Source organism: Glaciecola sp. MF2-115, from assembly GCF_047250385.1.
Taxonomy (GTDB): Bacteria; Pseudomonadota; Gammaproteobacteria; order Enterobacterales; family Alteromonadaceae; genus Glaciecola.
In genome coordinates, this window is the sequence record NZ_JBLBVM010000042.1 from 42,501 (window position 1) to 55,799 (window position 13,299).

Genomic DNA, 13,299 nt, shown 5'->3' on the forward strand with positions numbered 1-13,299 from the left:
GAGTTTAGCGTTTAATTTAAAGATGTAAATAATATGCATGTTTAAAGATTAAGGTTTTAAGAGGTAACACTTATGGGGTACAAGTCAGAATGGGTGTAAGTTTGAATGAATCTGTTTAATGGCTCTATCTACAAATTCTGATGCAATCACAGTGAAGGTTTATTAAGTGCTTTATAAAAATACTTATTAGATGTATCTTATTTTTTGTAATCCAAAGGAAATAATTAAAGAGCATTTATGCAACTCACGCGACACACCGATTATGGGATGAGAATACTCATTTTCTTAGCCTTATTACCAAAAGGCGAGCGGGCTAACATTGATATGTTAAGCAAAGCCTACGATATATCGCGCAATAACATTAATAAAATAGTCCATCAACTTGGGCAGGCTAAGATAATTGAGACTAAAAGAGGCAAAGGTGGTGGCTTCTATCTTGCCAAAGAGGCGCGTGATATTAACGTAGGTGAGATGGTCACTATGATGGAAAACTCACTAGAGATCATAGACTGCGAGAAACAAAAGTGCGTTATTTTACCTGCATGCAGGCTAAAGCAAGCCTTCAATTTAGCTACGACAGCTTTTTTAGATACCTTAAAGCAATTCACGCTTGCAGATCTATTGGAAGATAAACAAAACGCATTATTACATTTCCTTAAACTGGACGAATGACGTGCTTGTTAGGCTTGCTGCAGCTTCTCAGTAATTTCCTTGGCATATTCCGGAATAAAGCTGAATTTGACTTCTGTGCCGCCAGTTTCAACCCGCTCAATGCTCAAGCTTCCTTCCAAGTTACGGCTTCTTTCTTTCATAATTGCTAAACCATAATGGTTAAGCTTATTTGGATCGCCGGGAATACCCACGCCGTTATCTCGCACCGACAAAGTCACTTCCGAGAGATTATTGCTTTCTATCGCGATAACAATTTTAGATCCTTGGGAATGATAAAACGCATTCTGTGTTGCTTCTCGAGCAATTTGCAATAAGTGAATTTCTTCTTGCGGCGTAAACGGAATGTTGCTGACCTGATAATCTAATTCAAACTCTATCGTTTCAGAGCGAGTTTTTAATTGTTCAATGGTTTGCTCAAGTGCTGCTTTAATACCTTGACCATCAAGTTTAAGCCTAAAGGTGGTCAGTAGCTCTCTAAGCTCGCTATATGCCGCGGCTAAGCCACCTTTTAATTCATCAACCACTTCTTCAATTTGTGCTTGTGCATTCTCTTTTTTCTGCAGCTTTTGCAGCATAGCTACCTGCATTTTCAAATACGATAAGGCTTGCGCAAGAGAATCATGTAATTCCCGGGCTATAACAGTTCTCTCGTTCATCAACGCCATACGACGGCTCTGTTCGAGTTGATGCTTCATACTTAAACCTGATGATATTTGTTCAGCCACAGCCTCAAATAATTGATGTTGCCAATCTTCTAAGGGTTTTCCTTGAGGTGGGTTGACACTAAAAACGCCATAATTTTCGCCATTATGGGTAAGTTGGTAGCGTAAATTGTTGCCAACATTTGGAAAAATTTCGTTGTGTTCAGTGCAATCGCCACACTGATGCTGAATACACTTTTCTGGTAAGTCCTTGCTAGCGCTAACAAGGTGTTCATAAGGACCATCACCCTGCACTGTCATTATACAGAGATCCAGATCTTCAATACCTGTCACGGTAGCGAGTTGTTCTAATACAGGCTGATAGTCTATTTTTGCAGGGTCTGAATTATTGAGTTTATTAGATATTTTATAGAGTAAATCTAAAGATTGATTGGAGCGCTGTAATCTTTGTGTTTTACGCTGCACTTGCCCCTCTAACTGACTTTGCGAACGATAAATAGAATCACTCATTTTATTAAATGTTTTAGCTAGAACTGCAAGTTCATCTTTACCACTATCATCAGCTCGCATCGTAAAGTCGCCACGGCTAATTTGATTAGCCACCATTATTAAACGAGACAGAGGGCGCTCAATGTGTCGATTTACGATAAGCATCGCAAAACCAATTAACATTAAGGTAGAAAATAATGCCACGCTTTGTATTAGTCGAATTGTTGCGATATTTGCTTCTGCATGCTTTTGATAACTTAACACTAGCTCGTTTAAGGTTGTAACAAAGGCTTCAATTTGTCGATTTAACTCAACTTGTTCGTTTGGGTTTAAATTTGAGTTTGATGTTATCAAGGGCTTAATTTTAGTTTGCCATTGCGCGTTTATGATTTTAAGCAGTTCATCAGATTCTTCACCTGCCATTAATGCCTGTTTGTTAATCAGTACACCTGTCGTTAAATCATTTTCAAACTTTTCAATCATTTCCTGCAAGCGGGCAATATCTTCGTTAGATTTGCTTTCTGTTTGGGCATAGCTTGCCATTCGAAAACTTTGCATACGCAAAGAACCCGCAGTGTTGATGGACGCCGCATCATTTTGTGCACCATCACTGATAAATACAGAACTGAACATACTCGCAATTGCCATAAAACTCACAAGGAACATGAGGCCTGCAATTTTGAACACGGTAGAATGAAAGAAATTCTTTATCATTTATTACCCATCGTTGTTTATTCCCGAATCTAAAGTGATACCTACAAAGAATAACAAGCTTATTTTAAAATCACCTTTTTGATTCTCATCAGTCTATACCCCTTTAAACCAAAGGAAAAGTCATAAAACCCAGTCTACCTCTTTGGTGGTACTCCGTGTTGAGAGCACCATTTTGACCCTCTTGTTTACCACATAAATATCGACTTTAATCCAGCTATAGCTTGAATTTGCGGCAATTTACCACCCGGGAAAATTGCTGTAATCATATTAACCAAGGAGTCTGGCGTGAGTCACTTTTTAGACAGATTGCAGTTTTTTAAACGCAAAGAAGAATCGTTTTCTGATGGTCATGGCGTAACAACTGAAGAAAACCGAGATTGGGAAGATGGTTATCGCCGTCGCTGGCAGCACGATAAAGTTGTGCGCTCAACTCATGGTGTTAACTGTACTGGATCTTGCAGTTGGAAGATCTATGTGAAGGATGGTTTAGTTACGTGGGAAACTCAGCAGACTGATTACCCTCGCACACGTCCAGACTTGCCTAATCATGAGCCTCGTGGCTGTCCTCGTGGCGCTAGCTACTCGTGGTATATTTATAGCGCGAACCGTTTAAAGCATCCTAAAATTCGTAAGCGCTTAGTCAAACTATGGCGTGCTGCAAAACTTGAACACAAAGACCCCGTTAAAGCATGGGGCTCTATTGTAGAAGATCCAGCCAAAGCAAAAGAATATAAACAACAACGCGGTTTAGGCGGATTTGTTCGTGCTAACTGGAAAGAAGTAAACGAAATCATTGCTGCTTCAAACGTTTATACAACAAAAACTTATGGACCAGATCGTATCGCAGGCTTTTCTCCTATTCCTGCAATGTCCATGGTGTCATATGCAGCAGGCGCGCGTTACTTATCACTCATTGGCGGTAACTGTTTAAGTTTCTACGACTGGTATTGCGATCTTCCACCCGCTTCGCCACAAGTTTGGGGTGAGCAAACTGATGTCCCGGAATCAGCTGATTGGTATAACTCAAACTACATAATTTGCTGGGGCTCTAACGTTCCGCAAACAAGAACACCAGATGCGCATTTCCTAACAGAAGTACGCTATAAAGGCACAAAAGTAATCGGTATCACACCAGATTACTCTGAAGTAGCTAAATTGACAGATCAATGGCTAGCACCGAAACAAGGTACTGATGCTGCTCTCGCAATGGCCTTCGGACATGTTATTTTAAAAGAGTTCCATCTAGAAAACCCTTCTGAGTATTTCACAGACTATGTGAAACGTTACACTGACTTCCCGGTATTGGTAATGTTAGACAAAGCAGAAGATGGCAGCCTATACCAAGGTCGTTTCTTACGCGCTTCAGACTTACAACAAAATCTTGGCCAAGAAAACAATCCCGAATGGAAAACCATTTCCATCAATGACGTGGATGGTGAGTTAGTTTCGCCAACGGGTTCTGTTGGTTACCGCTGGGGTGAAAAAGGCAAGTGGAACATTACGCAAACCGATGGTAAATCGGGTGACAAGCTTGATTTACGCGTTAGTCTGAAAGGCTCACATGACGAGTTAGTGAATGTCTCCTTCCCTTACTTTGGTGGTGCAGAGCACGAATTTGGTTATTTCCAAAACACCGAACATGACGACATTTTGCCACGTAAAGTACCGGCTAAGAAACTGACACTTGCTGATGGATCAGAAGTGTATGTTGCAACAGTGTTTGACTTAACGCTTGCTAACTATGGCGTTGATAACGGCTATGATGATGCGAATGTTGCTTCAAGCTACGATGACGACATTCCATACACACCAGCATGGCAGGAACAAATCACTGGCGTACCTCGTTCAGAAGTCATCAAAATCGCTCGTGAATTTGCTGACAACGCAAACAAAACACGCGGTCGCTCCATGATTATCGTGGGTGCTGGTATGAACCACTGGTATCACATGGATATGAACTATCGTGGTTTGATTAACATGCTAATGATGTGCGGTTGTGTTGGTCAAAGTGGTGGCGGTTGGGCTCACTATGTGGGTCAAGAAAAACTGCGTCCTCAAACAGGTTGGCAGCCATTAGCATTTGGTACTGATTGGCAGCGTCCGCCTCGCCACATGAACGGTACTTCATTCTTCTATAACCATTCTAGCCAATGGCGTTACGAAAAATTAGAAATGACGGAAGTTATTTCCCCCATGGCAAACAAAGAGAAATGGGCTGGCTCTATTATTGACTTCAATTCCAGAGCAGAACGCATGGGTTGGTTACCTTCAGCGCCTGCATTCGGTATGAACCCATTACAACTTTGTAAAGATGCTGAAGCTGCTGGTAAATCACCAAAAGATTATGCTGTTGAGCAGCTTAAATCTGGCGATTTGAACTTTGCATGCATTGAGCCTGAGAACCCTAAAAACTTCCCTCGCAACATGTTTATCTGGCGTTCAAACTTGCTTGGCTCATCGGGTAAAGGTCATGAATACATGCTTCGCCATTTACTAGGCACCAAGCATGGTTTGCTAGGTAAAGATCTGGGTGAGCAAGGCGGTAAAATGCCTGAAGATGTGAAATGGGTAGACGAAGCGGCGGAGGGTAAAGTGGACTTGTTAGTCACTCTCGACTTTAGAATGTCCACCACCTGCTTGTACTCAGATATTGTTCTTCCTACCGCGACTTGGTATGAAAAAGACGATTTGAATACATCTGATATGCATCCGTTTATTCACCCATTAAGTGCCGCGGTAGATCCAGTTTGGGAATCTCGCTCTGATTGGGAAATTTTCAAAGGCATCGCCAAAGCATTTTCGGATATGACTGAAGGTCACCTAGGTGTTGAAAAAGACTTAGTGTCTGTTCCAATTCTGCATGATACGCCTGCTGAAATAGCGCAACCATTTGGCGTAAAAGCTTGGTGGAAAGGCGAATGCGACCTCATTCCTGGTGTAACAGCACCGAATTTTGTGGAAGTCGAGCGTGATTATCCAAATACTTATGCTCGCTTCACTTCGGTTGGCCCATTGTTGGAAAAACTAGGTAATGGTGGCAAAGGCATTAACTGGAACACCGACAATGAAGTCAAATTCTTAGGCGAACTCAATCGCACACATACTAAGGAAGGCGCAAATAAAGGTCGTCCAAAAATTGAATCTGCAATTGATGCATGTGAAGTGATCTTGTCACTTGCTCCGGAAACAAATGGCCAAGTAGCGGTGAAAGCTTGGGAAGCCCTCGGTGAGTTTACTGGCCTCGACCATACTCACTTAGCAAAAGCCAAAGAAGAGGAAAAAATCCGCTTTCGCGATGTGCAAGCACAACCAAGAAAAATCATCAGTTCGCCAACTTGGTCCGGTCTTGAAGATGAGCATGTCTCTTACAATGCAGGCTATACCAACGTGCACGAGATGATCCCTTGGAGAACCGTCACAGGCCGCCAACAGTTCTATCAAGATCACGAATGGATGCGCGATTTCGGCGAAACAATGTGTGTTTATAAGCCACCCATTAATTTGAAAACCGTTAAACCGATAATGAACTCGGATCCAAACGGAAACAAAGAAATTGCACTTAACTTTTTAACACCACACCAGAAATGGGGGATTCACAGTACCTATTCTGACAACTTACTCATGCTTACGCTGTCACGAGGCGGCCCCATCGTTTGGATTTCTGAAGCAGATGCTAAACGTGCTGATATTGTTGATAACGACTGGATTGAAGTGTTCAACGTCAACGGTGCTATCGCTGCTCGTGCGGTTGTTTCACAACGTGTGCCTGAAGGCGTCAGCATGATGTATCACGCACAAGAACGCATTGTTAACATACCTGGCTCACAAATGACCAAGACGCGTGGTGGTATTCATAACTCGGTAACGCGTTGTGTCATGAAACCGACTCACATGATAGGTGGTTATGCTCAGCAATCTTACGGCTTTAACTACTACGGCACAGTCGGCTGTAACCGCGATGAATTCGTTGTAGTACGTAAAATGGCGAAAGTCGATTGGCTTGACGAAGACAGTGTCGATCAAGGTAGCGATGAATTTAACAGTGCTGTTAATAATACTCTTAATACTGTTCCTAATAATTCCAAGGCGGAGAGCTAATCATGAAAGTAAGAGCTCAAATCGGCATGGTGCTTAACCTAGATAAATGCATAGGTTGTCACACTTGCTCAGTTACTTGTAAAAATGTTTGGACCTCGCGCGAAGGTGTTGAATATGCGTGGTTTAATAACGTTGAAACCAAACCAGGTATTGGCTACCCGAAAGAATGGGAAAACCAAGAGAAATGGAACGGAGGCTGGAAACGTCAAGCAGACGGTAAATTAACACCGAAACAAGGTGGTAAGTTACGTATTCTCGCTAACATTTTTGCCAACCCAGATTTGCCCGGTATTGATGATTACTACGAACCCTTTGATTTTGATTATCAGCACTTGCACAAAGCAGGCGAAAGCAAGCATCAACCCGTTGCTAGACCACGCTCACTTATTACAGGTAAGCGCATGGAAAAAATTGAATGGGGTCCTAACTGGGAAGAAATTCTAGGAACGGAGTTTTCAAAACGCCGTGCCGATTCCAACTTCAATCAAATACAAGCTGATATGTATGGTGAGTTTGAAAAGACCTTCATGATGTATTTGCCACGTTTGTGTGAACATTGCATCAACCCAGCGTGTGTTGCTTCATGCCCATCTGGCGCAATTTATAAGCGTGAAGAAGACGGTATTGTATTAATCGACCAAGACAAATGTCGCGGTTGGAGAATGTGTGTTAGCGGTTGCCCTTACAAAAAGATCTACTACAACTGGAAAACCGGAAAATCTGAGAAATGTATTTTCTGCTACCCAAGAATAGAAGCGGGTCAACCTACTATTTGTTCAGAAACATGCGTAGGCCGTATTCGTTACTTAGGTGTCATGCTTTATGACGCAGATCGTGTTCAAGAAGCAGCATCTGTTGCAAACGACAAAGATCTGTATCAAGCACAATGCGACATTTTCTTAGACCCATTTGATGAAGCTGTTCAAGAAGCTGCACGTAAAGAAGGGATACCTGATGCATGGTTGAAATCAGCTCAAGAATCTCCGGTTTACAAAATGGCAATGGACTGGAAAGTGGCTTTACCACTACACCCAGAGTACAGAACGTTGCCGATGGTTTGGTATGTACCGCCACTAAGCCCAATTCAAAATGCAGTTGCGGCGAATAAAGTGCCGATGAAGGGCGTTTTCCCTGACCTGAAGTCTTTACGTATACCAATGAAATACCTTGCGAACATGTTAACTGCAGGTGATGAAGCGCCGGTTGAACGTGCACTAGAACGCATGATGGCTATGCGCATATTTAAACGTTCTCAACAAGTGGATGGCGAAGTGAACCTTGAGGCACTTGAGCAAGCTGGTATCACTGAGGATCAAGTTGAAGAGATGTATCGTTACATGGCCTTAGCGAATTACGAAGATCGTTTCGTCATTCCAACTAGCCACAAAGCTTATGCAGAAGATGCCTATGACATGAAATCAGGTTGTGGTTTCACCTTCGGTAACGGATGTAGCAGCGGTGATAGCGAGTCAGATTTGTTCGGTAGTAAAAAGCAAACCGTTCGCCAAGTTATTCCAGTTGAGGTACAAGACTAATGAAAATACTCAGTATTTTGTCCCGACTCATCGACTACCCGAGCGATGTTTTATATGCGCATGGCAAGGAGATTTCAGATCTCATTGCCAATGATAATAATCTAAATGAATCTGACAAAACCGCCCTACTTGCTTTTGTAGAGCAACGTTTTGGTGACAGTTTGTTAGATTGGCAATCTGATTACGACGGCTTGTTTGAGCGCGGCCGTTCGCTCTCTTTGCTCATTTATGAACATATTCATGGTGAGTCTAGGGATCGTGGTCAAGCCATGGTCGATTTGCTAGAGCAATACAAAGCCGCAGGCTTGGATATTGGTGTTAGAGAATTACCTGATTACATCCCTTTGTTCTTAGAGTTTGTTAGCACCCAGGGTGACGACAACGCCAAAGGTTGGTTGCAGGACATCGCACCTATCTTAGCCCTTCTAACAGTTCGACTAGAGAAACGTGAATGTAATTACAGTGCCATCTTCAATTCACTCGTTAATTTAAGTGAAATGGAAGTTGACTTGGATGCTTTGCGTGAACAAGTCAAAGATGAGAAGCGCGACGACACCAAAAAAGCCCTCGATAAAGTGTGGGAAGAAGAAGCAGTTACCTTTGGTGGCGATGCCGTCAACGGTGGATGCCCAAGCAACACATCGAAGCCGTCTGAAACGCAACGTCGCGATCAAGATGTGCCCATCCAGTTTATAGACGCAGCCAACAAGCTGAACAACGAAAGTGTAAGGAGCTAGTCATGGAATTTATCAATACCTTATTTTTTGGGATCTACCCATACGTAGCTCTTGGTGTTTTCCTGCTGGGCAGCTTGGTTAGATATGACCGAGAGCAATACACTTGGAAGACAGGCTCTAGTCAAATGCTCAGCAGTAAGAACTTCCGTATAGCGAGCATATTGTTTCATGTGGGTATCATTATGATACTGATGGGCCACTTCGCTGGCTTAGTATTACCTTATGAGCTGTGGCATGCGCTTGGTATTACTATGGCGGCTAAGCAAATCATAGCGATGGGTGTGGGTGGTTTCTTTGGTGTCCTGTGTTTTATCGGTTTGACAATGTTAGTTTATCGCCGCTTATTCGACCCTAGAATAAAAGCGACAAGCAGTAAAATGGATACCTCAATTCTATTACTCATATACCTGCAGTTAATCATTGGTATGTTTACGATATTTATCTCTGCAGGTCATATGGATGGCTCAGTGATGTACAACCTAATGAGCTGGTCAAGATATTTACTAACCCTGCGTCCAGTTGAAGCTGTTGAATATATTTCTAGCGTACATTGGCTATACAAAATGCACGTTACTTTGGGTATTACATTGTTTGTTTTATTCCCATTTAGTCGACTTGTGCATATCTGGAGTGTTCCAGTGCAGTACATACGCAGAAACTACCAAATCGTTCGTCAGAAAAGTTAATAGAGAGTCATTGAGAGCCAAGGAAAATAAAGGTGTGAAAATGGGCAAGGACGCCAACTTTCTATCTCGTTCATTATTCGTGTTTAAGGAATCATAATGTCACTTACAAATACCCCTGACATTCTCGTAAACGGCAATGCAATACCTGCCTCAGCTATTGATGCTGAAGTTCAATATCATCCAGCTGAATCTCGTCGTCAAGCCATGGTTCAAGCGGCACAGTCACTCATTATTGCAGAGTTGATCGCGCAGAAAGCGCAAGAAAAAGGATTAACTGAGCAGGTTGATAGAGAACTTCTTGAAAAAGATCCTGCGCTTATCGATTCATTATTCGATCAAGAAATATATGCGCCAGAAGCCACAGAGCATGAGTGCAAACGCTACTTTGAGGCAAATCCAGAGCAGTTTACGTCGTCCCCCTTAGTTGAAACCAATCATATTTTACTCGCAGCAGATCCTAAAGATTTAGAGCACCGAGCGGAAATGCTAGCAATTGCTGAGCAATTAATAGAGCAGCTAAAGACGCGTGAAATCGGCTTTACAGAAGCTGCGCGAAAGTACTCAGTATGTCCATCAAAAGAGCAAGGTGGTAGCTTAGGACAATTGTCTACCGGTCAAACTGTGAGTGAGTTTGAACGCCAAGTGTTTGCTGCAGACTTAGGTTTGATGAGTACTCCTGTTGAATCAAGATTTGGTTATCACATTGTTGAAGTGATCAGAAAAATTGAAGGTAAGCCATTAACTTACGATTTAGTTGAAGACAAAATTCAAAAGTATTTGAACGATAAAGTGCACAGAAAGGCCATATCACAATACTTACATCGTTTAGTTAGTGAAGCCGAAATCAAAGGTTTTGAGTTTAATATTGATGAGTCAATGTTAATGCAATAACACGCCAACACAACTAGGCATTTGCCGTCAAATGCCTAGTTTGCATTCCATTATAAACGCAAATAAACAGACAATAGCAGAGCTGTATGCACGACTTACCCCACCAAGAAAATCCATTTGAAGCGAGTTGGTCCGCGAAGGGCAACACCTTATGTTTAGGTCATTGGATAATAAAGTATGAAGGCCGCCTGCTAATATTACCGAGTCCCCTAGCTGACAATCATATGGATACGTTTGGCATATACAGTTGGTTATTTCCCGATGATGAAGACTATGCCGAAGGGCTTGAGCTAGAAGAGTGGATTAACCAAAAAGCCGACTGGTTAATCGAGTTATTCGATCAACAAGATATTCCATTTAATGAACAAACGGTAGAATGGTTTTACGAGGCGGTTAACCGAAGTGACTGGCGCTGCGGTAGCTGTGGCGGCTGCCTTTAACATGATAATAAATATAAAAACTATTCTTATAACTCAAGCATAATGGCGCTTTCTAGCGTTTGTTATAAATTTTGATTGCATCAAGCTCTACTGTCCGCCTTATTCATATAATTTTCATAAATCGATACATTTTTTTTATAAATACAATAAATTTGGTCGATAACAATGAATAACACGTATATATTGTTATAAGTAGGCATTAATTTGTTTACTGAATTGATTGGTCTAACAGGGTAAGAATGATTTATAAAGAGCAGTATGTAATTAATGTTATCAGTCTTTTTCGTTTTTTCTTTCTCAACTAAAATGGATGAAATCAGATTAGCGATATTTTAGCCCGCACAAATATTATTAATGACGCTATTCATCAGTTATTCGATGCAGTAGGAGCTATCTCTGTTCAAGGCTACGATGAGGAACGCAAAGTAGTCTATTGGAATGAAGGAAGCGAAGCACTCTACGGATACAGCCAAGCTGAGGCACTTGGCCAAAGAATAGAAGATCTCATTATTCCTAAGCCAATGCGGGATATCGTGGTGTCTGCGCACACTGATTGGTTGAACAAAGGGATAGAGATCCCTGCGGCCGAACTTACCTTACGCAGTAAAAATAACGATGATGTGCATGTTTTCTCAAGCCACGTCATGTTTACAAATCAAAACAATGAAAAAGAAATGTATTGTATTGATATTAATCTAGCGGACCTTAAAGACGCTCAAGCTCAAGCCGTATTCAAAGAAAGTATGCTTGACGTGGTTCTCAAAGCAACACCTGACATATTTTTCCTTTTGGCCGACGATGGTCTTATTCTCGATTACTATGCAAGTAATAAAACGAAACTCTACTTGCCGCCAAATGAAATTATAGGCAAAAACATGGTGGGGATCCTCCCTCCAGACGTCGATAAAAAATTTCGTTTGAACATTGCAAAAACAGTACAAAATGGTGGCGTAACCAGCTTTGAGTATGAACTAGATTTACCAAATGGCTTAACTCATTTCGAAGCCAGAATTAGCCATCTTAGTGCTTACAATCAACTTGTAATTATCGTTCGGGACATTACTGAACAACATAAATCAGCAGAACTGATTCGTCAGCATGCATACTTTGACGCCTTAACATCGCTTCCTAACCGCTTCTTATCACTCGATCGTTTGTCACAAATGTTAAAGGATGCTGAAAGAAATACCGAAAAAACAGCGGTTCTTTTCTTGGATTTAGATGATTTCAAAAAAGTGAATGATTCCTTAGGGCACGAAGCAGGTGATAAGTTATTAATTGAAGCCGCGAGACGATTGAACTTAGCAGTGCGCAAACAAGATACGGTTGGGCGCTTAGGTGGTGATGAATTTATTGTTTTGCTGAGAACTCTTAACGAAGATTACAACGCCTTAGATGTCGCTGAAAATCTGCTCACTCTTTTTCGAGAGCCTTTCAAAATTGATAATCGAGAGTTAATTTTAACGCTTAGTATTGGTATCGCTATATCCCCAGAAAATGGCACTGGCGCATCTGATTTATTGCGCAATGCCGATACGGCAATGTATCAAGCAAAAGAGATGGGCCGCAACACCTACTCCTTCTATACCAAAGAAATGAATATCATCATGCTGCGTCGTTTTGAAATTGAAGAACAAATGCATGGCGCGCTTGAACGCAGTGAATTCGAAGTATATTTTCAGCCTCAGCTTGACGTTAAAAGCGGTCGAGTGACGGGTGCAGAAGCTCTGCTTCGTTGGCACAGTCCTGTGTTAGGCAATATCCGCCCTGATGAGTTTATTCCTATTGCAGAGCAAACCGGCATCATCGTCCCCATTGGTGAGTTTGTTATTCAGCAAGCATTGCAATTCTTGAAGCTATGGGAGAATGAGCATAAAGGGAATTACAACATGGCGGTAAACGTTTCGCCACGTCAATTTAGAGATAACAATTTAGTTTCGTTTATTAAAGAATCGCTACATAAAGAGGGAATAAGCGCGAGTAGATTAGAGTTTGAAATTACGGAAGGGGTTTTGATGACGGGGAGTTCCTACATCGATGCCACTTTAACTGAATTGCATGATCTCGGTATAAAATTATCAATGGATGACTTCGGTACAGGTTATTCATCGCTTAGTTACTTGCGCCAATACGCATTTGATGTACTCAAAATTGATCGTAGCTTTATCAACGGCATTACCTTGAATAAAGAGGATTGTGACTTAGTGAAAGCAACGATTGCCATGGCTCATAGCCTAGGCTTAACCGTTGTAGCCGAGGGCGTTGAACAGGAGGAGCAGCTAACCTTACTGAATAAATTAGATTGTGATTATGTGCAAGGCTTCTTCTTTAGCAAACCCATACCTGCAAATGAGATGATAAAATTTAAGTGAACT

General features: G+C 41.8%; 9 protein-coding genes. 8 read left to right on the forward strand and 1 reads right to left on the reverse strand.

Annotated features, from left to right (window positions below):
- Positions 1 to 237: 237 nt before the first annotated feature.
- Complete coding sequence (locus tag ACKLNX_RS04745) at positions 238 to 672, forward strand: Rrf2 family transcriptional regulator (protein ID WP_412971427.1); 435 nt, start codon at positions 238 to 240, stop codon at positions 670 to 672.
- An 8-nt stretch (positions 673 to 680) separates the two neighbouring features.
- On the opposite strand, the gene ACKLNX_RS04750 is transcribed toward ACKLNX_RS04745, so the two are convergent.
- The gene (locus tag ACKLNX_RS04750; protein WP_412971428.1) at positions 681 to 2,537 is read right to left on the reverse strand and encodes a histidine kinase; all 1,857 of its coding nucleotides are present in this window, start codon (positions 2,535 to 2,537) and stop codon (positions 681 to 683) included.
- Positions 2,538 to 2,822: 285 nt separating this feature from the next.
- On the opposite strand from ACKLNX_RS04750, the gene ACKLNX_RS04755 reads away from it, so the two are divergent.
- The 7 genes from ACKLNX_RS04755 (at position 2,823) to ACKLNX_RS04785 (ending at position 13,296) form a co-directional block, all read left to right on the forward strand.
- Entirely contained in the window at positions 2,823 to 6,635 is a 3,813-nt protein-coding gene (locus ACKLNX_RS04755) for a nitrate reductase subunit alpha (protein ID WP_412971429.1), read from the forward strand.
- Between the two features lie 2 nt (positions 6,636 to 6,637).
- Positions 6,638 to 8,170: a nitrate reductase subunit beta gene (gene narH / locus ACKLNX_RS04760; protein ID WP_412971430.1), complete on the forward strand. Its 1,533-nt coding sequence runs from the start codon at positions 6,638 to 6,640 to the stop codon at positions 8,168 to 8,170.
- Positions 8,170 to 8,907 carry a nitrate reductase molybdenum cofactor assembly chaperone gene (narJ, locus tag ACKLNX_RS04765; RefSeq protein ID WP_412971431.1) on the forward strand — a complete coding sequence of 246 codons (738 nt, stop codon included), beginning with the start codon at positions 8,170 to 8,172 and terminating at the stop codon, positions 8,905 to 8,907. Before narH ends, narJ begins: the two co-directional genes overlap by 1 nt.
- 2 nt (positions 8,908 to 8,909) lie before the next feature.
- On the forward strand, positions 8,910 to 9,593 hold the full coding sequence (gene narI / locus ACKLNX_RS04770; protein WP_412971432.1) for a respiratory nitrate reductase subunit gamma: 684 nt from the start codon (positions 8,910 to 8,912) through the stop codon (positions 9,591 to 9,593).
- 96 nt (positions 9,594 to 9,689) lie between these two features.
- Positions 9,690 to 10,484, forward strand: a complete 795-nt coding sequence (locus ACKLNX_RS04775; RefSeq protein ID WP_412971433.1) for a peptidylprolyl isomerase — start codon at positions 9,690 to 9,692, stop codon at positions 10,482 to 10,484.
- A gap of 86 nt (positions 10,485 to 10,570) precedes the next feature.
- Entirely contained in the window at positions 10,571 to 10,924 is a 354-nt protein-coding gene (locus ACKLNX_RS04780; protein WP_411694328.1) for a hypothetical protein, read from the forward strand.
- Positions 10,925 to 11,253: 329 nt separating this feature from the next.
- Positions 11,254 to 13,296 carry an EAL domain-containing protein gene (locus tag ACKLNX_RS04785; protein WP_412971471.1) on the forward strand — a complete coding sequence of 681 codons (2,043 nt, stop codon included), beginning with the start codon at positions 11,254 to 11,256 and terminating at the stop codon, positions 13,294 to 13,296.
- The last annotated feature ends 3 nt before the right edge of the window (positions 13,297 to 13,299 follow it).

Excerpts from the sequence above, each read along its gene's own strand:
- ACKLNX_RS04745 (WP_412971427.1), top strand. The coding sequence starts at position 238 with ATGCAACTCACGCGACACACCGATTATGGGATGAGAATACTCATTTTC.
- ACKLNX_RS04750 (WP_412971428.1), bottom strand. The coding sequence starts at position 2,537 with ATGATAAAGAATTTCTTTCATTCTACCGTGTTCAAAATTGCAGGCCTC.
- narH (WP_412971430.1), top strand. The coding sequence starts at position 6,638 with ATGAAAGTAAGAGCTCAAATCGGCATGGTGCTTAACCTAGATAAATGC.
- narJ (WP_412971431.1), top strand. The coding sequence starts at position 8,170 with ATGAAAATACTCAGTATTTTGTCCCGACTCATCGACTACCCGAGCGAT.
- narI (WP_412971432.1), top strand. The coding sequence starts at position 8,910 with ATGGAATTTATCAATACCTTATTTTTTGGGATCTACCCATACGTAGCT.
- ACKLNX_RS04775 (WP_412971433.1), top strand. The coding sequence starts at position 9,690 with ATGTCACTTACAAATACCCCTGACATTCTCGTAAACGGCAATGCAATA.
- ACKLNX_RS04780 (WP_411694328.1), top strand. The coding sequence starts at position 10,571 with ATGCACGACTTACCCCACCAAGAAAATCCATTTGAAGCGAGTTGGTCC.